Origin of the sequence: Streptomyces sp. NPDC048258 (assembly GCF_043201995.1) — a bacterium.
In the GTDB taxonomy this organism is placed as follows: domain Bacteria; phylum Actinomycetota; class Actinomycetes; order Streptomycetales; family Streptomycetaceae; genus Streptomyces.
The window spans coordinates 102201-125527 of the sequence record NZ_JBICZH010000017.1 but is presented as its reverse complement, the minus strand read 5'-3'; the positions used below and the strand labels follow the sequence as shown (position 1 = coordinate 125527).

The window sequence follows — 23327 nt, the reverse complement described above, 5'->3', positions numbered from 1 at the left end:
CCGTCGCAAAATTCGCCTGACTGAATGGATCTGGATGCGCAAGCTCACCTACTACGTCGGCACCACCATCGACGGGTTCATCGCCGCCCCCAACGGCGATTTCGACTTCTTCGACCCGTGCGTCACCGAGGACTACCTGCCGCACATGATCGGCGAGTACGCGGACGCCATCCCCACCCCGGGACGCGCCGCCCTCGGCGTTGCGGACGCGCCCAACACCCGTTTCGACACAGTGCTCATGGGCCGCAACACGTACGGCGCGGGTCTGGCCGTCGGCCTCACCAGCCCCTACGCCCACCTGCGGCAGATCGTGCTCTCCCGCTCGCTCACCACCAGTCCGGACCCGGCGGTCGAGGTCACGGCGGAGGACCCGGCCGCGCTGGCCCGCAAGCTCAAGCAGGAGGACGGGCTCGGGATCTGGCTCTGCGGCGGCGCCGACCTGGCCGGCCAACTGCTCCCCGAGATCGACGAGCTGATCGTCAAGCAGTACCCGATCGTGGCCGGCACCGGCATCCCGCTCTTCCGCGCCGACTTCACGCCGCGCGCCTTCCGGCTCGCGGACAGCCACGTGTTCGAGGGCGGCAACCTCGTCCTCACCTATGCGAAGGCCTCCGACTAGAGCGGCACCGCTCAGGCCCAGCACCCTCGCACGCGCTTCACCGCTCCGACCCGCCACGCCCGAACCTGCCCAGGAGATGCCCTGAACGTCACCACCTCCACCCTGTCCCTCACCGTCGCCGACGTGGACGCCTCGCGCGAGTTCTTCTGTACCCACCTCGGCTACCAGGTCGCCATGGCCGCCGACGGCTTCGCGTCCCTGACGCGCGGTGACGCCGCCCCCGACATCGTGCTGCTCCGCCGTGGAACCGAGGTGCTCCCGCCCGAGCAGCGCGACCTCCAGGCCGGTGGTCTGATCCTCGCGCTCACCGTCAACGGAATCGACGCCGAGGAGCGGCGCCTGCGCGAAGCCGGTGCCCCGATCACCATGCCGCTGCGCGAAGAACCCTGGGGCGAACGGCTGTTCCAGCTGACCGACCCGAACGGAGTCGTCGTCCAGTTCGTCGAGTGGACCACCCTCGGCGAGCCCGCGCAGACCGAAGAGACCGCGCAGACCGAAGAGACCGAAGAGACCGAGGAGCCCGCCATGCACGTGATCACCCCCACCCCCGAGGCCGTCACCGCTTCTCCGAACGCCACCATGACCGCCCTGGCATCCCCCAGCCGGGGCAGCGCCGAGCTCAGCACCTGGACCGTCGCGATGGAGGCCGGCCAGACCGGCCCCGAGCACGTCATCAGCCGCGAACAGGTCTGGACGGTGACCGCCGGAGCCCTTCAGGTCACCTGCGGAGCCCGCACCGAGAAGATCACGGCCGGGCAGACCTTCGTCCTCCCGCCGGACGTGCTCCGCCAGGTCCACGCCCCGCAGGCAGCCGAGGCCCACGTCGCCATGCGCTCGGACGGCGTGGCCTCCGTACCCGGCACCGAGGGCACCCGCGTCCTGCCCTGGGCCCGGTAACGGTCTGGCGCGGGACGAACCCCACCCCCACCCCCGCCCCCACCCCGCCCCCACCCCACCCCTCGCAACTCCTTCCCGTAACGGAGACAGCTTGTCCCTGCGCATCACCCTCACCGCCCTGACCGACCCCGAGGAGACGTCCACCGGCCGCCGCCTGGGCTGGCTGGCCTCCGGCCCTGACGGCCGCCCCGTCGGGTCCGCCTTCCTGCGCCTGTTCACCAAGGAGGGGCAGCGCCACCTCGCCGAACTGGACGTTCAGGTCCACCCGGCCGAACGGCGCCGGGGGGCGGGCTCCCTCCTGGTCGAGGCGGCCGTATCCGCCGCCCGCCAGGACGGCCGGCGTACCGTCCTGTCCCAGGCCGAAGCCGGCTCTTCCGGCGCCGGCTTCCTCATCGCCACCGGCTTCCGCGCGGTGCTGGCCCTGACCTACACCCGGCTGCCGCTGGCCGACGTGGACCTCGCCGCGCTCACCGCCGTCGCGGAAGAGCCGCATGCCGGTTACCGGCTGGCGGCGTGGGAGGGCATGGTGCCCGACGAGTTCGCCGACACCTTCGTGGCGTCACGCCGCGCCATGGACGACATGCCGATGGGCGCGGTCGACTACGGCACGGTGGTCTGGGACCTCGACCGGGTACGGGCGGCGGCCTCGGCCATCGCCGCCCGCGGGGACGTCCTGCACACCGTGGCGGCCATCGACCGGTCGGACGGCTCCATCGCCGGCTTCACCGAACTCGTGGTCCCCGGGAGCGGGACGGGCGACGCCCAGCACTACGGCACGGCGGTGCTGCCCGAACACCGCGGCCGCGGCCTCGCCCGCCGGATGAAGGCTGCCTCGATCGTCCAGGCCCGCGAACGCCACCCCCGCCTCGGCGGCCTGCTGACCGACACCGCCGACAACAACCCGTACATGCGGCGCGTCAACGACGAGCTCGGCTACCTGCCGACGCACACGGCGCACGAGTACCAGCTCGACCTGTAGGCGAACTCCCCGCGGAGCGGCCCCGCGCCGACGGACAGGCACGTCGGCGAGGCCTCCGAGGGCACCGGACAACTGCGCCGCCGCCAGGAAGAGATGATCGGCGACCTCAACGAGAGCACGGGCCGGTGGCGGCCGTCACCTGTCCGTGTCCGGCGGCGGTGCGGTGGCACCCAGGGTCCGCCGGGCGTCCAGCCATACCCTCTCGAACTCCCCGGCCGAGATCGTGCCGGCGTCCGGCGCTTCCTCCCATCCCGTGAGCCTGCCCTCGGCGACGAAGCCGTACCGCTGCTCGTACCGGCCCATGGTGGCGATGTCCGCGCGCTCCTGAAGCCGGAGAACCTCCTCCAGGGAGGCGGCGGTCACCGGGGTGCCGTCATCGCCCCGCACGTCGACTTGCCGGAGCACCCACCCCTCCTCATCACCCTCGAAGTACTGCCACACGCCTCGGGCTTCGTCATATGTGCGGATCCACATCACCATGGCACCACGCTCGCGCAGACAACGGGGCTGCTCCGGTACGGCACGCGCGTGGCTGCGAACGGCTCACCCCGTCGCCGAGCACCGGGCCTGTCGTGAGAACAGTGCAGGGCCGCGTTCATCGAACACGTGTCCTGCTGCATATCCTGCTGATCGACGAGACCCTTCCCCGTGGCTGACGACTCCCTCACGGCGACCCGACAGGAGGCCACGGCGTGACGACCACGATCACCCGGCCCGGCGAACCCCGGGCCGCACGCATGATCACCGATGGGCTCGATCCCAAGACATGGATCATCGCCGACACCATCCTCATCGGCTGGCACACCAGCCGCCTCGCCGGAATCGGATGGGGCCTCCTCGGCTGCCTGTTCGCCGCCGTCGTCCCGCTGGCCTTCATCACGTACGGCATCCGCCGCGGCCGCTGGGCCGACCGGCACGTCGGCCAGAGGCAGCAGCGCATCATCGTGATGACCTTCATCATCGCCTCGGTCGCCACCGGCATCCTGCTGCTGTGGGCCCTCAGCGCCCCCAGGACGATGATCGCGCTGATCGCGGCCATGCTGGTCACCCTGGCCGCCCTCCTCGCCGTGACCCCTGCCTGGAAGATCAGCGTGCACGCAGCCGTGTCCTCCGGAAGCGTCGCCATGCTCGCCATGACCTACGGGCCCTGGGTGCTCCTCGCCTACCCCGTGGTCGCCGTCGTCGGCTGGTCCCGGGTAGAGCTGAGGGACCACACCCTCGCCCAAGTCCTTGCAGGCGCCGCTGTCGGCGGGGCCGTCGCGGCCAGTACCTTCGCGCAGGTCCGATAGGTGATCCCCGGCGCCCTCAGAACGCGTTGCGGCGCCGCATTCCCAGCGGACGCCCGTCCGGGTCGACCAGGACGTGGTGCAGCGGCGTCGCGAGCAGCCTCTTCGTCGTGGGCAGATCCGGCGGAACGTACCGGCGCAGACGGCCTGGCGGCCGTGGACCGCGGCAGCCGCCCTCGTGCCAGGCGTCCAGGGCGGCGGCGGATTCCGCGAAGGCGTCGAACGCGGTCACCGGGTCGCACAGCGCGTCCTGCGCCCGCTGTGCCGCCCCGTCCTGTGCGTCCAGGTGCTCGCGCATGAGCTCCAGGCGCAGCTCGCGGGCGAAGGCGCGCGCGCCGTCGCCGAGACCTCCCGGGTCGGACGGCCGCCGCAGGTCCGGGCTCTGGTCGAGCACGACGCAGCTGAGTTCCGAATCGTGCGTCCACGAACGGAGGTTGATGTTGTCGGAGCCGACGGAGACCCACACGTCGTCGATCACGCACACCTTGGCGTGCACGTAGACGGGGGTTCCGGCAGGGTTCTCCAGGCCGTACACCGCCACGCGGTCGCCGCCGGCGCGGCGCAGTTCGTCCAGGGCCGTGATCCGCCCGATCAGGTTCATCGGCAGGGTGAGCCGGCCGTCCTGCTCCGGGACCGAGGGGATGACGCCGATCAGGCGCAGCTGCTGATGCGTGCTCAGTGCCCGGGCGAAGCAGTCCACCACCCGGGGGGACCACAGGTACTGGTCCTCGAGGTAGATCAGTGCCCGGGCCCGCCGCAGCGCTTTGAGGTAGCCCCGTGCGATGCTGCGTTCGCCGTCGGGTGCGAAGGGGTAGCCGTGCAGCAGGCGGTTCGGATAGGTGCGCAGCACCTGCACGGTGTGCGTTCCGCAGGGGGCCGGGTCGGCTGCCTGCGGCGGCAGGCTGTCCGCGCTGGTGTCCTCCCGGCGCACCAGCTCCCGCAGGCGGGTGAGGGGGCTGCGGCTGAGCGGCGCCGGGTCCTGCCAGCGTTCGCGGAAGACGGCCTCGACGTCGCCGACGGCCGGTCCGCGTAGGGCGAGCTGAACGTCGTGCCACGGCGGGTGCGGCCCGTATGCGGAGGCCATGGGCAGCGACTGGCGGTCGCCACGGTGGGTGGCGTCGTCGTTGCGGTTGTGGCAGAGGTCGATGCCGCCGACGTACGCGACGTCCAGCTCCGGGCGGCCGGGGTGGCGCAGGACGACCATCTTCTGGTGGTGTGAACCGCCGGGCCGCACCCGCAGGTCGAGCAGGCACTCGCCGCCGGCCTCCTCGATCTCCTCGCCGAGGCGGCGGTTCTCCTCTTCGCTGAACTGGAGGCTGTCCAGGTGCGAGCGCCACAGCAGTCCCTTGACGATGACACCGCGCTGCGCTGCCCGGCACAGGACGGTACCGATGTCGGTGCCGGGTCCGTCGAGCCGCTCGTCGGGGTCGCCGCGCCAGTCGGTGAACAGGAGCAGGTCGCCCGCGTGCAGCGCGCGGATCCCCGCCAGAAGCTCCGCGAAGTACACGGAGCCGTGGACCAGGGCCCGTACGCGGTTTCCCTCGGACCAGGCCGCCCCGTCCGGGTGGCGCTCGTCCAGGCGCGTCGCCGTGTTGCCCCGTTCACCTGCTGTCAGCAGCCACTCTGCGCGCGTCACGGCATCGGCCCTCCGGCTGGCGCCTACCCACCGCATGCCCCCTCACTCGCGCGGGGTCGACCGGATGCCTGGTCCGGGGCCTGGGGTGGGAACCCAGGTTCCGCGCCCCGGGGATGTCGGCCCGGGGGATGTCGACCCGGGGATGTACGGCCGCCGCCGACGTACATCCGCGGGCCGATGGCAGCCGCTCGCGCCCGGCATAGCGTTCGAGGCATCGGCCCGCACCGGGCCGGATGCCACGAGAGACATCGATGGAGACAACTCGATGCGACGACGCTTGTTCCTGGTCGGTGCCGCCGTTGCCACGGCTCTGGCAGGCACCATCTCCACCACGACCGCCCATGCCGACACCCGCCCCGTACCACCGCCCGGGACCGCACTCGTGCTGCCCGCGCCGTCCGGACACCACCCGGTCGGCAGGGCCACCGTCCACCTGAAGGACGAGAACCGGGCCGACCCGTGGGTCCCCGCGGAGAAGCGGGAGCTGATGGTCTCCCTCTGGTACCCGGCCGCCAAGCCCTCGGACACGCCCGCGCCCTACATGACGGCCGAGGAGTCCGAGCAGTACGTGGCGGCCGGCGGACTGGACCTGCCGGCCGACCTGTTCACCAAGGTGACGACCCACTCGACGGTGGACGCCAGGCCGTCGAAGGTCCGCGGCGGGCTGCCCCTCGTCATCCTGTCACCGGGCTTCGGCATGCCGCGCGCCACCCTCACCGGCCTCGCCGAGGAGTTCGCGGCCCGCGGCTACGCCGTCGCCGGCATCGGACACAACTACGAGGCGGACGGCATCTCGTTCCCCGACGGGCGCACCACGTCCTGCCTGGCGTGCGCGGACAAGGACTACCCCAAGGTCGGCGCCGTCCGCGCCGAGGACATCTCCTTCGTACTCGACGAGCTCACCGGCGCGCGGCCGGCCTGGAAGCACGGCGCACCCATCGACCCCGACCGCGTCGCCGTCGTGGGGCACTCGGCCGGCGGTTTCAGCACGATCCCGGCCATGCTGCGCGACCCGCGGGTCAAGGCGGCGGTCAACATGGACGGCAACTTCCGGTTCCTGAACGACACCCCCCTGGACCGGCCGTTCCTGATGCTGGGCCAGCCCAGCCACATACCCGGCGGCACCGACCCGACCTGGGACGAGACGTGGACCGAACTGACCGGATGGAAGCGCTGGCTGAGCGTCGACGACACCGGGCACCTGTCCTTCACCGACCTGGCGCCCCTGGCCAAGCAGCTCGGCATGCCGCTCCAACGGCTGGACGGTGACCGCGCCGACGCCATCACCAGGACCTACGTGACGGCGTTCGTCGACACCCACCTGCGCGGACGGAACACCCCACTGCTGGACGGCCCGACCGCACGCTTCCCGGAAGTGCGCTTCCACCGCCCCTAGAGGGTGTCCGGGCCTGGACGATTGATTCCAAGGGGTCGGTTCAACGTGGCCGCAGCCCGTCGAAGACGACCTCGAAGATCCGCTCCCGGGGCTCCGGATCCGCTCCGAGCTGTTCCATCGCCCTGCCGGTGCCGGCCAGGAGGGCGATGAACTCCGGCAGGCCCAGCTCGGGGCGGACCGCCCCCGCCTGTTGCGCGCCGGTCAGCAGATCGGCCAGCCGGGCCTGGATCTCCATGGTCGGCTCCTGCAGGGACGCGTGCACGTCCACCCCGGCCGCAGCGAGAGCCTGGGCGAACTCGTTCTTGCCCTCGGACTGTTCCACCACCAGGCGGAAGCAGGCGAAGAAGGCCTCGGCGGGCCCGGACTCGGCGGCCAGCTGCGCGGTCTGGGCCGCCATGGCCTCCAGCCTGCGCACCATCACCGCCTCCAGCAGTGCCTCCTTGGTCGGGAAATGCCGGAAGAGCGTGCCGACCCCGACCCCGGCGATCCGGGCGATCTCCTCGGTCGGCACGCTGACGCCGCGGGTGGTGAACACCTCCGTGGCGGCATCCAGCAGCCTGGCCCGGTTGCGAGCCGCGTCCGCCCTCAGCGGGCGCTCCTGAGTGCCACCCATCCCTCTCCCGTCCTTCGCCGTCGACGGCAGATCCACCCTGGACAACCGGAGTCTCCAGTCCGTATCGTGAAAACGGAGTCGCTGGTCCGATTCTATCCACGGTCTCACTGGAGGTTGGTCATGCCTGAAACGCTGTCACCGCGAGAGGTCTTCCATAAGCTGATCGAGGGCATCAGCGCAGGGCGGTTCACGGAGCTGGCCGAGCTCTATGCCGAGGACGCCGTGGTGGAGACCGTCTTCGAGCCGGTCGGTCCGCGCCGGCTCGAAGGGCGGGCCGCACTCAGGGAGCGGTTCGCCCAGGTCTCCGCGAGTTCGCCCGTGGAACTGACCCCGGCGAACGTGGTCGTCCGGGAAACCGACGACGCGGAGGTCGTCGTCGCGGAGTTCGACTACCAGGTGCACCACCGGGTGACCGGGCGAACCTTCGAGGCCGCCAACATCCAGGTGCTGCGGGTCCGCGACGGCCTGATCGTCAGCAGCCGGGACTACCACGACCACCTCGCCCTCGTCCTGGCCGGAGGCAACCTGCCTCAGCTGGTGGCGGCACTGGAAGGCAAGTAGCACCAGCACCGCGCCGAGGGCCGGGGCCCCTGAGGTCCCGGCCCGCATCGCGTTCCCGGCGGCGGCCCCTCGGCGAACATGCGGCCATGACCTCGATGACCTGCGTACCGAGTGGCTGTACCGGTGGCCCCGAAGTCCGTTTCAGGCGCCGATTCTTCCGCGTACGCCGATCAGGGCGTCGTCGAGGGTTTCCGCGACGTCCTCGTGCCCGGTGAATCCGTCGTCGGTTCCGGGGTCGACGGTCCAGCCCCATCCGCTGCTGTCGTCGCCGTCGATGGTGGCCGTGTGGTCTCCGCTGTGCACGCTGAGGGACAGGTTCCCGGCGGGGAAGGTGGTCACGTCGACGTGGGCGGCGTCCCCCAGGACGCGGCGTACGGCGGCACGGGCGATCTGCTCGGTGGTGGTCATGATGGTGCTCTCTCCTTGGACGGCCAGGACGACGGTCCCCATCAGACAGGGCCGCCGGGAAGCTGCGATGCCGCGGCACGCCGAGGATGCACACGGGCTCCCGCTGCCGGCTCCCCGTCACGGGTGGCACATGACGCGGGGTTCCCCGTCACGGGTGGTGTCGCGTGAGATGAGCATCCAGGCGCCCGGCACGTCGAGCGGGTCCGTCGAATATTCAGTGCCGAGCCGGTCGTTGGAAGTGCAGACTCGCTCCATGGCGGACATGTGGGCGTTCCGGGACGCGGTCAGCCGCTGGGCGGCCGGCGGTCCCGGCGGAGCGGCGAGTGATCTGGCTGTGCAGCTGGGTCTGCGGACGGCGGTGCTGCTGGAAGGACTGAGCGATCTCGCGGCCGTCGAGGCGCTGGCCGCACGGCGTGGCCGGGACCTGGCGGCCGAAGGGGTGTGCGTCGTGCCGATGGGCGGGGCGATGAACATCGGCCGCTACGCAGGTCTTCTCGGGCCGCCCGGTCTTGGGCTGCGTCTGAGGGGACTGTGCGACGAGCGCGAGCAGGGCTTCTACGTCCGCGGCCTGGAACGGGCCCGGGCGTCGCACGGGGGCTTCTTCGTGTGCGCGGCGGACCTGGAAGACGAGCTCATCCGCGCGCTGGGCACGGCGCGGGTCGAGGAGATCATCCACGCCGAGGGCGACCTGCGGGCCTGGCAGACCTTCCTGCGTCAGCCCGCGCACCACGGTCGGCCCCGGCAGCAGCAGTTGCGGCGCTTCCTCGGCACGAAGAAGGGCCGCAAGATCCGCTACGGCCGTCTCCTGGTGGAAAGCCTCGACCCCGGACAGGTACCGGCCCCGCTCGACGACCTCGTCACGAGCCTGTGACCGACGTCGGAGGCAGGTCGACGGCGGTCACTGGGAGGACGGCCGCATACCGATGATGCGGCGAAGCCCGTGCCCGGTAGGACGCCGCTGGGTTTGATGCCCGGTGCACCCGGATGCCCGGCCTTGGGACACGTAGCCCGTGCACGTCGACGAAGCGGCTGCCCGTTTCGACGGCGACAGCCACGAGGCGGGCCGGGGCATCCGACGACCTCGAAGCCGGCTGCCGTCAGATACCGGCGGCCTGTAGTTGGGCGAAGGTACCGACCTTCGCCGACCATGCCTGCCGGCCCGGTAGAGGACGCCATCCGATCAGCGAGTCGGAGGTGGCGGTGTCAGGCCAGATCATGTAGCCGAGCATGACGAGCTCGCACCCCGCTGCATGGGCTGCGTCGGCCGGGAACGTCGGCCAGTCGGGCCAGTGTGAGAGGTCCTTCTCGGCGAGGGGCTCGCAGCTGCCCTCGCGGACCACTTGCAGGAGGTAACCGCTGTCCGCGGCCTTGCAGATGGCAGTGAGATCACGGCGGAAATCGTCAGTCGTCACGGCAGGACGCTAACAAGATCAGCGTACTGGCGGAGTGTCAGGTACCGCGACCGACGGTGGTTCGGCCGGTCAGCGATCCGTAAGGGCCGGGGCCGTAAGGGCCGGGGCCGTAAGGGCCGGGGCCGTAAAGGCCGGGGCCGTAAAGGCCGGGGCCGTAAGGGCCGGGGCCGTAAAGGCGGGAAGGCGCGCCTGGTGCGGCGAGCAGGTTCCGCCGGAGCCGCGGCGGGTCAGCGGCCGAGTCCGACCGCGGCGAGGCTGGACGGCAGTTGGCGTACGGCTGCCGCCACCGCCTCGGCCGCCGTGGCGAACTGGGCGACGTCCTCGCTCGCCATGGTCGCGGCGAGCGAGTACCGGTCGACGTCGTGGGTCGCCAGAACCGGACCCACGACGGAGAGGCGCGGGCGCGTGGTGGTCGAGAAGCGCAGCGCCCAGTGGCTCGTGAACGGGTACAGCCTCCGGAGCGCCGGTTCGGCGTAGGCCGTCTCGACGAGGGCCTGATAGGGGTAGCGCCGAGGTAAGCCCAAAAGCCGCCAGTTGGGATGATCTTGAAGCACTGATCCGCTCGGATTTACCTGCGGCGACGTGCAGCGGGGTCGCGTTCGGCGACGTGCCGGGCGACCGAGTCGACGCCGGGGCGGGCGTAGCGCTCCAGGGAGCGGACGGAGGCGTGGCGGGAGCGGGCCAGCAGCATCGGGGTGGAGGTGCCGTCCTCCGCGTCGTGCGTCAGGGCACTGTGACGTAGCCGGTGAAGCGTCCAGCCGTCCAGGTCCTCGATGTCGTCGGGCGAGGCGAGGGGGTTTGCCAGCAGCCGGGTGTTCTCCTCGAAGATCTCCTCAGCGCGGCGGTAGGAGAGCCGGGCCCGGCCGGTCTCCGGGCACACGTCGAGCGTGGGTGTTCCGGCCGGGGCCTTGCGGTCGGTGAGGAACAGCGGGCCGCGGGTACGGCGGGCTATGAGGCGGGGCAGGAGCTGGGCGGTGCCGGACTGCCAGTGGATCCACTCGGTCGCCCCGCCCTTGGCGGTGATCCTGCCGCGCTTGACCTGCGGGTAGAGGTCTTCCACGTTGAGGCACAGCACCTCGTCGGCCCGTGCGGCGGACTCGTAGAGCATCTTCCACTGCGTCTTCTCCCGCAGCGCGACGTCGAGGCGCCACAGGGCGGCGATCTGGTTCTCCGCGAGAGCCTTGGTGCGGTCCGGCGGCGCCGGCCGCCGCTCGATGCCGATCGTCGGATCGCACTCGATCCAGCCTTGGCGCTGCCACCAGCCGATCGCCTTGCGCGCGATGGACAGCTCCCGGTTGACGGTGTCGGCGTCCATCTCGTCCGCCCGCGCCGCCGCCAGCTCGGCCCAGACCTCCGGCAGCGCCTGGTCGTCGATCGCGGCGACGGGGAAGACGGGCGGTTTCGCGCCTCGGCGGGCGGGTCCGGTCGGCGGCGGTTCGCCGGCGAGCATCCATCCCCACGTCGTGAGGGAGATCCGGTAGATCCGCGCGGAGGACTTCGCGATGCCCGCGCCGGTGAGGTACCGCTCGACCGCCGCGGTGTACGACGACGGCGGGGCGGACAGAGGTACGACCCGAGCGCGCGGCAACCGAAGTGCGCCCCCGCTCCCGAGTTCGGTCACCGGTTCGGTCGTCACGCCGTCCCGCCCTTCCGGTACTGCCGCAGTAAATGCGTACACCTCGCCCCGGCGGCCGGATTGGTCCGCCGCAGGTCGCCGTGATCACGGTAGGGGCTCTGCCGCAGTAAATCCGGTATTTACTGCGGTAGTTGTGAATACGTCTCCGCGATCGAGTAACCGCCCGAATGCGTTTCTGCTGTGCGGACTTGAGGGGAGTGGACTGTCAGTGCCCGGGGCCAGCATGCTTACCTGGGTCATGCCCCAGATCCTCCGTCACGGGCAGGCACTCGGCGAGCAGGTCGACGACGTCGCGCCAGGCTCGCTGCGCGTGCCGTGGGTGGTAGCCGACGCCGGGGACCACGGGGTGGCCGACCGGCGGGTGGTGGAAGGCGTGCAAGGCGCCGCCGTAGACCACGAGGCGCCAGTCGACGCCCGCGGCCTGCATCTCAGCGGTGAACGCGTCCCGTTGCGCGGGCGGCATGATCGGGTCTTCCGACCCGACCCCGGCCCACACCGGGCAGCGAATGCGCGCCGCCTCGCCCGGTCGGCCCGTGGTCAGTGCGTTGACTGTCCCGATCGCGCGCAGGCTGACGCCGGCGCGCCCGAGTTCCAGCCCGACGGCACCCCCCGTGCCATAGCCGACGGCGGCGATCCGGTCGGGGTCGGTCCGCGGTTCGGTGCGCAACACATCGAGCGCCGCATGGCCGATGCCTCGCATCCGCTCGGGATCAGCGAGCAGCGGCAGGCAACGGGCCAGCATCTCCTCGGGGTCGCCCAAATAGCGCCCGCCATGAAGGTCGAAGGCCAGCGCTATATATCCCAGCTCGGCGAGAGCATCGGCCCGGCGGCGCTCGACGTCGCTGAGCCCCATGCCCTCTGGTCCGAGCAGCACCGCGGGCCGGCGGTCGACACCGGCCGGGAGCGCGAGGTGCCCGATCATCGTCAAACCGTCGGCCGGATACTCGACCGTACGCGTCGTAATCGTCGTCATGAGACTGGACTGTAGTGATCGTCGAGCCCGGTCCGGCCGGTGTTCTGCCGCTGGCAGAACAGCGCGGGTATCCCTCTGAAATACGGCGAGGGCCCACAAGAACCGTCACAAACCCCGCCCCCACGGCAGCGCTATCGGATCACCTGCCCGGGCCACGGTGTTGGAGGCTGACCCTCGCAGCAGCATTCTGGGGTATACCGGCCCGCTCCCGTGAAGGGCGTCACCAGCTAGTTCCCTCACGGCTCAGGCAGCCTGGCCGAGACCGGCGGCGGTCAGGTCCTGCTCGCGCAGCGGGGTGAAGTCGACGTCGAGTTTCGGGTCGTACGCCTCGGGCTGGATGCCGAGTTCGTGGGTGCTGTACTCGCCGAACCGGTTGATGTGTTCGGTCAGGTACGGCGAGATGTGCGCCAGGACTTCCGGGTCGATCTCCCATCCCTCTTCCAGCAGCTGGCGGACGATCTCCGCGATGTCCAGGGCATTGTGGAAGATCACCGCGTTCGTGAGCAGCGCGTTGAACTTCATCGCCTTCTCCTGCTCGATGGGGTCGTTGTCGGCAATGACACCGCGGTTGCCGAAGCCAATCCACTGGGAGAACCGGTTGAACGACTCGACCTTGGACGCCCGCCGCGCCTGTCGTCATTCGTTCCTTTGACGACATCAAAGACGCGGAGGCCGAAGATCGGCGGATCCAGGTTGGGCGGGGCCGGGTCGGATGGTCCGGGCACGGACGGGCCTGCCGCCGGGCGTCGCGGCGGCGAACGGGGTGAGAGTTCACCGATCCGTTCTCTGGGTCGGCCGCGACCGACGGCGGCGTGCCGGTATCCAAGGGCGGGCTCGCCATAAGGCAGGCGGGCATCGGGAGCACAATTAGCGATATACGGAACGGCGGAATGCATGACACGCCATACGGTCAGCCGTCATGGATTCAGTCGTAGAGCCATGGCTTGCCAAGTAAGTCAAGACTTACCTTTAGGGAACTTTGATCGTATGGTGTGGCTCGAATCGAAGGAGCCCCCTGTTGTCGAAAATGTATGACCCCGCTGTACGTGCAGTTGAATCGGAGCGGGATTATGTGTCCTCCTTATATGAGTTGCTCACCGAGCGGCTTTCCGAGGCGCGAGTAAACCGAGCGAGTGTGCTGAAGGCCCCGGCGGAAAGCGCCGGTGAGGCATACGAGAGAGAAATCGCCGCCGAGCGTCTGGCCAAGGAAATCGGCCGGCTGGAGGGCGCCGAAAAGGGGCTGGTCTTCGGGCGCATCGACTGGACGGATGGCACGGCCCTGCGCATCGGGCGGATCGGACTGCATACGGAAGAGGATGACCTGCCTCTGCTCGTGGACTGGCGCGCGAACGCGGCGCGGCCCTTCTACGAGGCGACACCGGTCCACCCGATGGACCTGCGGCGGCGCCGGCACCTGCGCCTCGAGGAGCGCACGGTCATCTCGGTGAGCGACGAACTGCTGGACGGGACCGCCCCGACCGACGAGGACGTCGTGGGGGACGGCCCGTTGACCGAGGCTCTGTCGGCACGGCGTACGGGCAGGATGCACGCGGCCGTCGCGACGCTGCAGGCCGAGCAGGACGAGATCGTCCGCTCCGCCCACCGCGGGGTGACCGTGGTGCAGGGTGGGCCCGGCACCGGCAAGACGGTGGTCGCCCTGCACCGGGCGGCCTATGTCCTGTACGCGTTCCCGCGCGCCGCGGAGGAGGGTGTCCTGGTGGTGGGCCCGAACGCCCGGTTCCTCGACTACATCTCCCAGGTCCTTCCCTCGCTCGGAGAGAACGACGTCGTTCTGGCGACCTGCCGGGAACTGGCCGGAGTGTCCACGGACACGGTGGGCCCGTTCGATACGGCGCGTCTCAAGGGCAGCTCCGACCTTGCCGACGCCTTGGCCGGCCTGCTGCGCGTCCACCAAGCCCCCGCCGGTGACTTCACCGTGCGGGTCGGACAGGAACTGGTTCACCTCTCCGGCGAGGAAGTCGCCACGGCACGCGACACCGCCGTGGCGGCCGCACCGGGGCACAACCCCGCGCGCCAGGTGTTCAAAGAGCTCTTGGTCGACGCCGTCACCGACGCGATGCAACGAGACATGGGCGACCTCCTGGAGCAGATCGACGCCGATGCCGAAAGGATGACGGGCATCAACCTCGACCGGTTCACGGGAGCCGCCCAGCGCCGTGCCGAAGGTGCGGCCGACTCGGGTCCGGTCCACGAGCTGGACCTGGATGCCATCCGAGCCGATCTGCTCGACGACGCCGGCGTCGACCGAGCGGTCGAGGTGTTGTGGCCACGGCTGGTACCCGGTGACCTCGTGAAGGCGCTCCTGACGAACGCCGGCGCCCTCGCCGAGCGCCTGCCCCGCCTGACCGCGCAGGAGCGGTCCCTTCTGCTGCGCGGTCCGGACGACCCGTGGACCGATGCCGATGTGCCGTTGCTGGACGAGGCGGCGAGCCTGGTCGACGGCCCCCCCGAGCAGACGTACGGGCACGTCGTCGTCGACGAGGCGCAGGAACTGACCGCCATGCAGTGGCGGATGATCGTCCGCCGCTGCCCGGCAAGGGCGATGACGCTGGTGGGTGACTTCGCCCAGGCAGGCCCGGTCGCGACAGCACGCGACTGGAAGGAAGCACTGAGCCCCCACGTCGGACCGCGGTTCAAACTGCACAACCTGACCGTCAGCTACCGCACCACGCAGGAGATCCTGGAGAGCGTCCGGGACCTGCTCACGCGGATCGCTCCGGACCAGAAGCCCACACGGTCACTGCGAAGCGGTGAGAGCCCTCGCACCGTGACCACACCTCCGGACGGGTTGGTCACCGCCGTCGTCTCGGAACTCCGCGCCCAGAGCACCGCGCACCCGGGCGAGCTTCTGGGAGTGATCTGCGCGGACACCAGGGTGAGCGAGCTGACGGCCCAGGGCATCGCTCACCACGCACGCATCGTGCCGGCGTCCGAGGCACGCGGCCTGGAATTCGACGGGGTCGTCGTCATGAACCCCGAGGAAATCATCACGACCCGCCCCGGTGGGGAAAGGGACTTGTACGTAGCCCTGACCCGGGCCACCAAGCGCCTCTGCACAATCACCGTCCAGCCCGCCTGACGGCTCGGCGCCCGCGTCGTCGCCGCGGGCGCACCCGGCGCGGTACGGACACCGGCCCGCGCGCACGGGGCTGCTCGCCGCCTCACCGCTCGTGGCCGCACCCGGCATCACGCCTCCACCGGTGCCGCCTCGTCCAGCCCGTCCAGGGCCTTGACCGCCTCGGCGGTCATCCCCGCCGCCCGCTCAAGCGCCGCCTGGGCCGGGCCGTCGGCGTCGATGTTCTTGAGCACGGTGCGGTAGTTCCCGATCAGGGCCTCGACGATTTCCCGCTCGGCGAGCCGGATCTCCTCCAGCTCCTCCTTGGCCTTCTTGATCTCCATGGCGACCCGCTTGCAGAGCATCGTCGCCAGGTCGTCGCGCACCCGCGTCCGCGCCTTGTGGGCCAGGCAGGCCAGCAGCGCGACCCGCTTGATGACGCTTAGTCCCGCAGTTCGGAGGCGTCCGCCGCATCTGCTTCCCCGGCGAAGTCGGTGACCTTCGGCGCGGCGACGCCGATGTGCCGGATCGGCCCCGGCGACTCCGCGCCGCTACGCCGAGCGCGCCGGCTCTGGTTGAAGCTGCCGTGCTCCGCCACCGCCCGCAGGACGCGGAGCCGCTGCACATCGATCAACAGTTTTCCTTAATGCGTATCCAGTAAGTCAGGACTTCTGCTGATGACGACAGGTCTCCAGGATGGGGGCATGCACAAGATCTGCGTCATCGGCGGAAGCCGGTACTTCGGGAAGCTCCTGGTGAAGCGCCTGCAGGCCGCGGGCCACCAGGTCACTGTGATCAACCGCGGTTCCATCCCGCCAACTGCCGGTGTCGAGCACCTCGTTGTCGACCGGAACGACGAGGCCGCCCTGACGGCCGCGCTGGGCTCCCGCACGTTCGACGTCGTGGTGGACCAGGTCTGCTACACCCCGGTGCAGGCCGCTGTCGCCGTCCGCGCCTTCGCCGGCCGCACCCGGCGCTACGTCATGACCTCCACGATCGAGGTGTACGACCCCGCGACCGCCGCGCTGCCGGCCGTGGCTCCGGGCACGCCGGTGCCGGAGGAGATCGTGGACCCGGCCACCTGGGTGGTGGCCATGGACCTGCCCTGGCACGACGACGCGTACCTGAAGGCTCACTACGCCGAGGGCAAGCGCCAGGCGGAGGCCGTCTTCGCCCGCGCCGGCAGCTTCGAGTTCGCCGGTGTGCGCAGCGCCCATGTGCTCGGCGGCGGCGCGCAGGAGTTCACCGGCCGACTGGCGCACTACACCGGGCGCATCACCACGGGCGAAGAGATCACTGTGCACGCGAAGGCGCTACCCACGGTCTTCATCCACCACGAGGAGCTGGCGGACCTGCTGCTGTGGGCGACCACAGCCGACTTCACCGGTCCGGTCAACGCATGCTCCGACGGCCCGCTCGATGTACACGACCTCGCCGCGGTCATCGCCGCGCAGGCCGGCCGGGAGCCCGTCTACCGGACCGTCCCGGCGGGCGAGGAGGCTTCGGCGTTCTCCTTCGACCGCCACTACGCCATGAGCAACGCCCGCGCGAAGGAGCTGGGCTTTGCCTTCTCCCACACCACCGACTGGCTGCCCGGCGCCGTCGCCGAAGCCCTCACCACCGAGCCGTCACCCACCGCCTGAGGAACTGAGCCACCATGCAGCACCGCACCCTCGCCCACACCGCCGTCAGCGCCATCGGCCTGGGCGCCATGCCGCTGTCCATCGAGCACCGCCCGGACGAGACGCGGGCCATCGCCACCGTCCACGCCGCCCTCGACGCCGGCGTCACGCTCATCGACACCGCCGACAGCTACCACTGGCACGCCGGCGAGGCGGGCCACAACGAGCTGCTGATCGCCCGCGCCTTGGCCCGCTACGGCGGCGACACCTCCGGCGTCCTGGTGGCCACCAAGGGTGGCCGCGGCCGCCCCGGCGACGGCAGCTGGACCGTCACCGCCACCCCCGCCCACCTCAAGCAAGCCGCCGAGGCCTCCGCCACACGCCTGGGCGTCGACGCGATCGGCCTGTACCAGCTGCACAAGCCGGACCCGGCCGTGCCCTGGGCGGAGTCCGTCGGCGCGCTGCGCGAGCTGCTCGACGCCGGCACGATCCGCGCCGCGGGAATCTCCAACGTCACCACCGCCCAGATCCGCCAGGCGCATCAGATCCTCGGCGACGGACTCGTCTCCGTGCAGAACCAGTACTCGCCCGCCGTCCGCGACAGCGAGCCCGAGCTGCGGCTGAGCACCCAGCTGGGTCTGGCCTTTCTGCCCTGGAGCCCACTCGGTGGCATCTCCCGCAGCTCCCTCGACGGCCCCCTCGGCCCCACCTCGGTCGGCACCGCCTTCCACCACATCGCAGCCGAGCGCGGCGTCAGCCCGCAGCAGATCGCCCTGGCCTGGCTGCTCGCCCGCTCCCCCGCAGTGATCCCGGTACCGGGAGCCAGCCGTCCGTCCTCCATCACCGACTCGGCCAAGGCAGCGGAGCTCACGCTGAGCACGGCGGAGCTGGCGCAGCTTGAGGACGCTCTGCCGGGCTGAGGCGGGTCACGGGTCGCTTGCCTACCTTGCGCCGCAGCACGGTGTGGAGCATGTCCTCGGTGATGACCGGTGGCCGGCCGCCCTGCTTCCCTTGCGGGCCGCGGCGCTGCTCATGCCGCCCCGCGCGGGCCGCAGGACACCTGGCCCTGAGAAGGAGGGGGGAAGCGCAGCCGTACCTGTGTACCGGGCCCCCTCCGGCGAGCCCGACGACGTGGGCGCAGGTGACCAGCAGTCCGTCGGCCACCGGGAAACCGGCCCCGGCGACCTTTCCGTCCGGTCCGAGGACCTGTGCCACGGCAGCGGGCAGGCCCCAGGCCCTGCCGCCGTCGGGTGTGTACGCGGTGCCGGCCATCGGGTCAGCCCGCGCCTGCGTCTGGATGAGGAGGACGACCCGTGTCGTCCTTCATCTTCCACGACATGATCACTTTGAGGTGGCAACCCGCTTGGGTCTTGGTGATCACTGCCCCGGCCTCGGCGGCGAGGTCGACACCGAACTCGACCTCGATCTCGTCGGGACGGGCCTTGCGCAGTTGGTCGAGTGCGGCGCGCGCCGCCTCCGCGACGGGCGCAAGTGCTTCTTGCAGCGTCCTGGGCAGCTCACCAATGGCCTCGCCGATGCGGCCGGCCTTCACCGGTCCTTCCAGCACACCTGCTGGTTCATCGACCAGAACGCAGCCCCCGCCATCCAGCGGAATTCGGGTCACCGGTGCCAAGACGGCCTCCTTTCGGGTGCTGCGATGCTGCATTCGTCCCCGCGGATGCCGACAGGCGGTGAGGCACGGTCCCGTTCTGCTCAGGCACCGCGTCCAGCGTCGTCAACAGCGGACGCCGCCGCATCCCCGGGTAGGCCGCATGCACGAGCAGGTCCGCCGGTTCGGTGGATGACGCGCCGAATCAGGGCGTGGGGACCGCCCGCCCGTAGCCATGTCCGCCCGCAGGTGCGCCTCGGGCACGGTTTTCAAGAGAGTTCTGGTTGAGGCGACTCCTTCATGCCTGACCTGCACGTTCAAGGGTTCCTGGGCTGTTCTGTGGTGCCTGCGGTCCACCCCGAAATGTTCAGGCGGTGCGGTCCAGGAGCTCGGCACGGCCGCCGGAGCCGGGGCGGCGTGCAGTTGGGCGAACGTCGCACGTCGCTGCACGGGCTGCGCTGGCCGGGAATGCCGGCCAGCCGTGGCGGCCCGGTGCCGACGCCTGGACAGTTGCCTGGGCATGATGAGTACGAAGACGGCCGACCCTGAGTACGCCCGCGCAGGCGAACCGGCGCCGGAGCCGATTGGCTGTACCCATGCACGAGACAACCTCCGCCCTGACCACCGACCGCGCCGCCGGGACTTCTGCCATCGACGGGGTGTTGATGTGGGCCACGGCCCTGACGGTGGCTCTGATCCCGGTGGCCCTTCTCTTCGGGGGTCTGGCCCAGATGGCAGCAGAGGTTCACCCTCAGACCGTGGCGGTCGTCACGGCCTGCTGGTGGGCGTCCTGGACGGCCACCCCGCTGCTCGTGGTGGCCTTCCGGCTGTGCGTGCGGCACCCCACCCTGGCCAGGGCGGGCCGCTGGGCGGGGTGGCTCGCGCCGGTCCCGCCGACGGTCACGATCCTGCTGGCCCTCGGCCTGTAGACGGCGGCCTCGCAGACTCGCTCCGCGAGCAGCCCGCCTCCCTCGTCCCGGCCACCGAGGAGGACGAGGCGGCAGCCGAGGACGGCGCGGATCGCATTCCCCGTACCGGGACATCGTCGAGGTGGACATCGAGCACACCCCGGCGGCCGGAACCGTCTTCAGCCGCGCCCGGCCAGCGTGTCGTGCAACCGCCGGGCCTGCTTGAGCAGCTGGGACGAACCCGGCCGCTGCGCGAGAGCGGTCACCTCGGGCAGCTCACCGTACGCACCCGACAGCCGCGCGGAGTCCGCCGCGACGGCCAGCAGCGACCCCTGCGCCTGCGGCCGGGTACACGCCAGGAGGCCCGGGAGCGCTGGGGCCAGTACCGCCCAGACCGCCGCGGCTCCCTGCGGCAGGGCTACCGCCGCCCGTAGCGACTCGGTCAGCAGGGGCACCCTCAGCGTGCCCAGCCCCACGAGTTCGTTCATCTCCCGGCCCAGCAGCCCCCCGTCCAGCCGGCTCCGCGAGGCCAGCAGGACCAGCGCCCGTACGGCGGCCTCCCGGTCCCCCTCCGGGACGGAGGCGAGCCCGTACGCGACGGCCAGGTGCACCGCGGGTCCGGCCGGGCCCTCGGCCGCGGCCAGCGCCTCCAGGAACGCGGGGGCCCCACCACCGTCCTGGTCGGCCGCAGAGGCGACACCCGTCAGCAGCCGGGCCGCGGCGATCTCCGGATGCCAGGGCAGGGTCGCGACCGTGTGCGCGTCCCTGCCCTCCGGCAGGGACGCATGCGCGCAGCCGATGTGCGGCTCGAACTTCCGGAACAGCGACCAGAAACGCCGGGGGAACGCACCGCGGCCGTCGATCGCCTCGTGCCCCACCAGGATCCGGCGGCCGATCCGTGCGCCCCGGCGCCTGCTGGGACGCTCGGGCGCACCGGACTCGCGCTCCCGCCACCACGCCGGTTGGGGCAGACCGCCCTGTCGCAGCCAGGCGGCCACCCGGGGCCCCTCCTCCAGCTCCAGCTTCTCCGCGGCACGCAGCACTTCGGGATCGACCGGGCCGCCGCAGCGCAGCAGCGCTTGTCCCAGGTCCGCCGGGCCGGGCCGGACGCCCAGCCGCCCGTACTCGGCGAGGCGCGCCACCAGTTCGTACGGCTCCACCGCCCCGGTCGGCCTGCTCGGTACGGACAGCAGGAACGGGACGGGGTCACCGGCCCGCAGCCGCGCGGCGAGTTCGACGACGCGGGCTCCCGCGACGTAGTCCAACGCCACGTGCTGGCACAGCTCCAGCCAGCCCGCCCCGGCGTGCTCCCAGGGTTCCGTGGCCTGGACCGGCCCCACTGCGGCGCCGACGACGTCGGCGACGCACCGCACCTGGGGGTGCGGCCGCACGGTGAACTCGCGCGGGACGGTCCGCAACGCGGCGGTCAGTGTCTCGCGGTCCCGGTAGCTGTGACTCACCACGGCGTTGAGCACACGTTCGAACGTCTCCACGCCTGGGTCACGACGGTCGGCCAGCACAGCCGCGACCTCGTCGGCGAGCTCCCCAGGTGACGGTGCGGCGAATTCCCCCTCGATCATGTGACGCAGGCTAGACCGTCCCGCTGACAGCGCCGCTGTCGGCCGCGAGCGGACGGGCGCTTCCCGCCGGAACACCTCCGCCCGCGCGGCCTCACCAAGGACGAGACGGCCGGGGTGCGCCCCCGGGCATGGCCGCACCCCGCCAGCGGTTCGCTGGCAGGATGCGCCGGCTGGTCCGAGAGGGGTCACATCCGGTTCTGGATCCAGAAGGCCGCGAGTCCGGCGGCCGCGGTGCCGGTCCCGTAGCAGAGGCCGCGCAGGAGGAAGGAGAGGGCGGTGCAACGGCGGGCGTACGCCCAGGCGTAGATCCGGCGGGCGCGGGTGATGATGTCGGCGGCCTTGCGTCGCACCCAGCGGACGGGGTTATGGTTCACAACGGATGTCCTTCGTGATCGGGGGGTGTCACGTGAGGAGCCCTTCCGACCCGGTGGCCTAGGAACCGAGGGTCGGAGCAGGGGCTCCTCTGTCGTTTGCGCGGGCGGCCCGGTCAGCGCCGGGCGAAGTCGAGCAGGTGCTCGGCCAGGCGCCGGTCCGGGCGGGGGACGATGATGCAGGAGCTGTCGCCGGCGTCGGCGAGGCGGTCGACTTCCATCTCCAGGAGACCGGTGGGGCCGCAGGCCTCGGAGCCGTTGTGCCGGACGTAGCGGGCGAAGACGCCGAGCCCGGCGAGGAAGCCCTCGTCAAGGACTGCGGAGCCCGCGGGCGCGTTTTTGATCTGGCGGTGCCAGTGGATCGCCTCCCGGACTTCGCCCAGGGCGAGGTGATGCAGGTGGAGGCAGTACGCGGCGGCGCGGTGTCCGGCTCCGGCGGCGAGCTGCCACCAGAACTGGGCGCTCTCGGGATGTCCGGTGAGGTAGAGGAGGCAGGCGAACACCGCAGCGCCCTCGACGTCCAAGTGGTCTTCGTCCTCAGGGGCCCCTGCGAGCCGGTCGACGTGCATCGCGGCGCTCGGGCCGTTGAGGACCCAGCGCGAGACCACGACCAGGCTCTGGGCGGCCTCCGCCGCGCACACCATGTCCGGCGTCGGCCTGGCCTTGGCTCTGGCCGCGTCGGCCGCGAGCCGGCGCAGCGCCACACCGACGTCGATGCCGGGCCTTGAATCCGTGGGCAGCGCCACCCGGGCCAGCAGGTCGTCAATCGTCGTGCTCACTGTTCTTCCCCCTCCTTCGTGTTCCTCGGCTTGCCTGCGGGCAGGCCGAGCCGGACGCGCAGCCGCTCCTTGCCCTTGCGGCCGTGGTAATCGACGGTGCGCACGTCCAGGCCCATGAACCGGGCGATCCGGTCGGTCTTGTAGCCGAGGATGTGGCGCAGGACGATCACGTTGAACTGCCGGGTCGGGAGTTCGAGGATCGCGTCGTACAGGCCGGCGGCGCCGTCTGCGATTTCCAGCCCGGCGCGGACCGCGCCCAGCGTCGGCCCTATCAGCCCCTCGTTGAGGAAGGCGGGATCACGCCCCTCGACGGCCAGTTGCTGGCGGACCCGGCGGGTCAGCACCTCCAGCGTCCGCTGGTCCAGGTCGTCCTCTCGCAGGAGCCGGTCCCAGCCCGCGTGGATCTCCAGGAACACCTGATGGACCACTTCGCGGGCGGCATGGAGGCTACCGAGATGGATCTCGGCGTAGAGGTGGTAGAACTCCTGGTGTCCGAGGTAGAACCCCTCGAAGTCCAACGGCAGGTCGAGCGGCTCGTACATCGGCCGACCACTGCCACTTCGGGGCGAAGGGCCGTGAAGGACGTCGTCGTCGCTCATGCGGGCCTCCGGAATGCGTTCATCGCTTGTACCTCTTCATTGAGGGCAGCGCGGTCAATGACCCTGCGCCGGAAGTCAGTTGAACTTCCGTCACCACAATGTCGAGAACGGGGGGCGGACCACTCATTGCCCCCGGAGAAAAACCATCCGATGATCATGAATCAGAGCGCTGGGCAGCTTCGGCAATCGAACGTGCGCACCTCATACATGGTCTGATCAGGCGAAACGTGACCGCACCCCGATGCTTCTCATCAGAGCAGACACCCGAAGTGACATGAACCACAGGTGAATCGGGCAGAAATGATCGCCTAATGGCCCATAGGCGGTCACCTGACGCATCGCTGCTGACCGTTTTCCCGCATGGGTC

26 protein-coding genes and 1 pseudogene are annotated in these 23327 nt (G+C 70.9%); 11 read left to right on the top strand and 16 right to left on the bottom strand.

Features of this window, described 5'->3' with window-relative positions; all coding sequences use genetic code 11:
- Positions 1-34: 34 nt before the first annotated feature.
- The 3 genes from ACGFYQ_RS31350 to ACGFYQ_RS31340 all read left to right on the top strand — a co-directional run bounded on the left by ACGFYQ_RS31350 (position 35) and on the right by ACGFYQ_RS31340 (position 2495).
- Positions 35-619 (top strand): dihydrofolate reductase family protein, encoded by a 585-nt coding sequence (locus tag ACGFYQ_RS31350; protein ID WP_393749554.1) that lies wholly within the window; start codon positions 35-37, stop codon positions 617-619.
- Positions 620-700: 81 nt separating this feature from the next.
- A complete protein-coding gene (locus ACGFYQ_RS31345; protein WP_393749602.1) occupies positions 701-1516 on the top strand; it encodes a VOC family protein in 816 nt (271 codons plus the stop codon).
- 97 nt (positions 1517-1613) lie between these two features.
- Positions 1614-2495 (top strand): GNAT family N-acetyltransferase, encoded by an 882-nt coding sequence (locus tag ACGFYQ_RS31340; RefSeq protein WP_393749601.1) that lies wholly within the window; start codon positions 1614-1616, stop codon positions 2493-2495.
- 135 nt (positions 2496-2630) lie between these two features.
- Here the strand turns inward: ACGFYQ_RS31340 and ACGFYQ_RS31335 are convergent, their stop codons facing one another.
- On the bottom strand, positions 2631-2975 hold the full coding sequence (locus ACGFYQ_RS31335) for a hypothetical protein (protein WP_393749553.1): 345 nt from the start codon (positions 2973-2975) through the stop codon (positions 2631-2633).
- A gap of 212 nt (positions 2976-3187) precedes the next feature.
- Between ACGFYQ_RS31335 and ACGFYQ_RS31330 the strand changes: the two genes are divergently transcribed.
- Positions 3188-3784: a hypothetical protein gene (locus ACGFYQ_RS31330; protein WP_393749552.1), complete on the top strand. Its 597-nt coding sequence runs from the start codon at positions 3188-3190 to the stop codon at positions 3782-3784.
- 16 nt (positions 3785-3800) lie between these two features.
- Here ACGFYQ_RS31330 and ACGFYQ_RS31325 read toward each other — a convergent pair whose 3' ends face one another.
- Entirely contained in the window at positions 3801-5417 is a 1617-nt protein-coding gene (locus tag ACGFYQ_RS31325; RefSeq protein ID WP_393749551.1) for a phospholipase D family protein, read from the bottom strand.
- 265 nt (positions 5418-5682) lie between these two features.
- On the opposite strand from ACGFYQ_RS31325, the gene ACGFYQ_RS31320 reads away from it, so the two are divergent.
- Positions 5683-6813: an alpha/beta hydrolase family protein gene (locus ACGFYQ_RS31320; RefSeq protein ID WP_393749550.1), complete on the top strand. Its 1131-nt coding sequence runs from the start codon at positions 5683-5685 to the stop codon at positions 6811-6813.
- A gap of 40 nt (positions 6814-6853) precedes the next feature.
- Here ACGFYQ_RS31320 and ACGFYQ_RS31315 read toward each other — a convergent pair whose 3' ends face one another.
- Positions 6854-7426: a TetR/AcrR family transcriptional regulator gene (locus ACGFYQ_RS31315; RefSeq protein ID WP_393749549.1), complete on the bottom strand. Its 573-nt coding sequence runs from the start codon at positions 7424-7426 to the stop codon at positions 6854-6856.
- 120 nt (positions 7427-7546) lie between these two features.
- Between ACGFYQ_RS31315 and ACGFYQ_RS31310 the strand changes: the two genes are divergently transcribed.
- Complete coding sequence (locus ACGFYQ_RS31310) at positions 7547-7987, top strand: nuclear transport factor 2 family protein (protein WP_393749548.1); 441 nt, start codon at positions 7547-7549, stop codon at positions 7985-7987.
- 141 nt (positions 7988-8128) lie between these two features.
- On the opposite strand, the gene ACGFYQ_RS31305 is transcribed toward ACGFYQ_RS31310, so the two are convergent.
- Positions 8129-8395, bottom strand: coding sequence for a hypothetical protein (locus ACGFYQ_RS31305; protein ID WP_393749547.1), 267 nt, complete (start codon positions 8393-8395; stop codon positions 8129-8131).
- Between the two features lie 253 nt (positions 8396-8648).
- Between ACGFYQ_RS31305 and ACGFYQ_RS31300 the strand changes: the two genes are divergently transcribed.
- The gene (locus tag ACGFYQ_RS31300) at positions 8649-9266 is read left to right on the top strand and encodes a TOPRIM nucleotidyl transferase/hydrolase domain-containing protein (RefSeq protein ID WP_393749546.1); all 618 of its coding nucleotides are present in this window, start codon (positions 8649-8651) and stop codon (positions 9264-9266) included.
- Between the two features lie 226 nt (positions 9267-9492).
- On the opposite strand, the gene ACGFYQ_RS31295 is transcribed toward ACGFYQ_RS31300, so the two are convergent.
- The 5 genes and pseudogenes from ACGFYQ_RS31295 to ACGFYQ_RS31275 all read right to left on the bottom strand — a co-directional run.
- Positions 9493-9807, bottom strand: coding sequence for a hypothetical protein (locus ACGFYQ_RS31295; protein WP_393749545.1), 315 nt, complete (start codon positions 9805-9807; stop codon positions 9493-9495).
- 227 nt (positions 9808-10034) lie between these two features.
- Positions 10035-10331, bottom strand: a complete 297-nt coding sequence (locus ACGFYQ_RS31290) for a DUF6193 family natural product biosynthesis protein (protein WP_393749544.1) — start codon at positions 10329-10331, stop codon at positions 10035-10037.
- Between the two features lie 44 nt (positions 10332-10375).
- Entirely contained in the window at positions 10376-11443 is a 1068-nt protein-coding gene (locus ACGFYQ_RS31285; RefSeq protein ID WP_393749543.1) for a tyrosine-type recombinase/integrase, read from the bottom strand.
- Between the two features lie 205 nt (positions 11444-11648).
- Positions 11649-12416, bottom strand: coding sequence for a dienelactone hydrolase family protein (locus tag ACGFYQ_RS31280; RefSeq protein ID WP_393749542.1), 768 nt, complete (start codon positions 12414-12416; stop codon positions 11649-11651).
- 243 nt (positions 12417-12659) lie between these two features.
- Positions 12660-13028, bottom strand: a pseudogene (locus ACGFYQ_RS31275) (Tn3 family transposase); the annotation flags it as partial.
- Positions 13029-13443: 415 nt separating this feature from the next.
- Between ACGFYQ_RS31275 and ACGFYQ_RS31270 the strand changes: the two are divergent.
- Positions 13444-15516 carry a HelD family protein gene (locus tag ACGFYQ_RS31270; RefSeq protein ID WP_393749600.1) on the top strand — a complete coding sequence of 691 codons (2073 nt, stop codon included), beginning with the start codon at positions 13444-13446 and terminating at the stop codon, positions 15514-15516.
- A gap of 107 nt (positions 15517-15623) precedes the next feature.
- Here ACGFYQ_RS31270 and ACGFYQ_RS31265 read toward each other — a convergent pair whose 3' ends face one another.
- The gene (locus ACGFYQ_RS31265) at positions 15624-15878 is read right to left on the bottom strand and encodes a hypothetical protein (protein WP_393749541.1); all 255 of its coding nucleotides are present in this window, start codon (positions 15876-15878) and stop codon (positions 15624-15626) included.
- Between the two features lie 56 nt (positions 15879-15934).
- Positions 15935-16126, bottom strand: coding sequence for a hypothetical protein (locus ACGFYQ_RS31260; protein WP_393749540.1), 192 nt, complete (start codon positions 16124-16126; stop codon positions 15935-15937).
- Between the two features lie 70 nt (positions 16127-16196).
- On the opposite strand from ACGFYQ_RS31260, the gene ACGFYQ_RS31255 reads away from it, so the two are divergent.
- Entirely contained in the window at positions 16197-17135 is a 939-nt protein-coding gene (locus ACGFYQ_RS31255) for an NAD-dependent epimerase/dehydratase family protein (protein ID WP_393749539.1), read from the top strand.
- 14 nt (positions 17136-17149) lie between these two features.
- Complete coding sequence (locus ACGFYQ_RS31250; RefSeq protein WP_393749538.1) at positions 17150-18034, top strand: aldo/keto reductase; 885 nt, start codon at positions 17150-17152, stop codon at positions 18032-18034.
- A 356-nt stretch (positions 18035-18390) separates the two neighbouring features.
- On the opposite strand, the gene ACGFYQ_RS31245 is transcribed toward ACGFYQ_RS31250, so the two are convergent.
- Positions 18391-18738, bottom strand: a complete 348-nt coding sequence (locus tag ACGFYQ_RS31245) for a CU044_2847 family protein (protein ID WP_393749599.1) — start codon at positions 18736-18738, stop codon at positions 18391-18393.
- Positions 18739-19319: 581 nt separating this feature from the next.
- Here ACGFYQ_RS31245 and ACGFYQ_RS31240 point away from each other — a divergent pair.
- Entirely contained in the window at positions 19320-19652 is a 333-nt protein-coding gene (locus ACGFYQ_RS31240) for a hypothetical protein (RefSeq protein WP_393749537.1), read from the top strand.
- 158 nt (positions 19653-19810) lie between these two features.
- On the opposite strand, the gene ACGFYQ_RS31235 is transcribed toward ACGFYQ_RS31240, so the two are convergent.
- From ACGFYQ_RS31235 to ACGFYQ_RS31220, 4 genes are all read right to left on the bottom strand, one after another.
- On the bottom strand, positions 19811-21211 hold the full coding sequence (locus ACGFYQ_RS31235) for a hypothetical protein (RefSeq protein ID WP_393749536.1): 1401 nt from the start codon (positions 21209-21211) through the stop codon (positions 19811-19813).
- Positions 21212-21396: 185 nt separating this feature from the next.
- A complete protein-coding gene (locus ACGFYQ_RS31230) occupies positions 21397-21585 on the bottom strand; it encodes a hypothetical protein (RefSeq protein WP_393749535.1) in 189 nt (62 codons plus the stop codon).
- A 113-nt stretch (positions 21586-21698) separates the two neighbouring features.
- Positions 21699-22361: a hypothetical protein gene (locus ACGFYQ_RS31225; protein ID WP_393749534.1), complete on the bottom strand. Its 663-nt coding sequence runs from the start codon at positions 22359-22361 to the stop codon at positions 21699-21701.
- Positions 22358-22960: a sigma-70 family RNA polymerase sigma factor gene (locus ACGFYQ_RS31220; protein WP_393749533.1), complete on the bottom strand. Its 603-nt coding sequence runs from the start codon at positions 22958-22960 to the stop codon at positions 22358-22360. The genes ACGFYQ_RS31225 and ACGFYQ_RS31220 overlap by 4 nt, the downstream gene beginning before the upstream one ends.
- Positions 22961-23327: the final 367 nt, after the last annotated feature.

Bases quoted from the DNA above. Each gene is read 5' to 3' on its own strand.
- ACGFYQ_RS31240 (WP_393749537.1), top strand. From the start codon at position 19,320: ATGCACGAGACAACCTCCGCCCTGACCACCGACCGCGCCGCCGGGACT.
- ACGFYQ_RS31350 (WP_393749554.1), top strand. From the start codon at position 35: ATGCGCAAGCTCACCTACTACGTCGGCACCACCATCGACGGGTTCATC.
- ACGFYQ_RS31320 (WP_393749550.1), top strand. From the start codon at position 5,683: ATGCGACGACGCTTGTTCCTGGTCGGTGCCGCCGTTGCCACGGCTCTG.
- ACGFYQ_RS31235 (WP_393749536.1), bottom strand. From the start codon at position 21,211: ATGATCGAGGGGGAATTCGCCGCACCGTCACCTGGGGAGCTCGCCGAC.
- ACGFYQ_RS31270 (WP_393749600.1), top strand. From the start codon at position 13,444: ATGTATGACCCCGCTGTACGTGCAGTTGAATCGGAGCGGGATTATGTG.
- ACGFYQ_RS31280 (WP_393749542.1), bottom strand. From the start codon at position 12,416: ATGACGACGATTACGACGCGTACGGTCGAGTATCCGGCCGACGGTTTG.
- ACGFYQ_RS31310 (WP_393749548.1), top strand. From the start codon at position 7,547: ATGCCTGAAACGCTGTCACCGCGAGAGGTCTTCCATAAGCTGATCGAG.
- ACGFYQ_RS31335 (WP_393749553.1), bottom strand. From the start codon at position 2,975: ATGGTGATGTGGATCCGCACATATGACGAAGCCCGAGGCGTGTGGCAG.
- ACGFYQ_RS31300 (WP_393749546.1), top strand. From the start codon at position 8,649: ATGGCGGACATGTGGGCGTTCCGGGACGCGGTCAGCCGCTGGGCGGCC.
- ACGFYQ_RS31305 (WP_393749547.1), bottom strand. From the start codon at position 8,395: ATGACCACCACCGAGCAGATCGCCCGTGCCGCCGTACGCCGCGTCCTG.
- ACGFYQ_RS31220 (WP_393749533.1), bottom strand. From the start codon at position 22,960: ATGAGCGACGACGACGTCCTTCACGGCCCTTCGCCCCGAAGTGGCAGT.
- ACGFYQ_RS31315 (WP_393749549.1), bottom strand. From the start codon at position 7,426: ATGGGTGGCACTCAGGAGCGCCCGCTGAGGGCGGACGCGGCTCGCAAC.
- ACGFYQ_RS31255 (WP_393749539.1), top strand. From the start codon at position 16,197: ATGCACAAGATCTGCGTCATCGGCGGAAGCCGGTACTTCGGGAAGCTC.
- ACGFYQ_RS31250 (WP_393749538.1), top strand. From the start codon at position 17,150: ATGCAGCACCGCACCCTCGCCCACACCGCCGTCAGCGCCATCGGCCTG.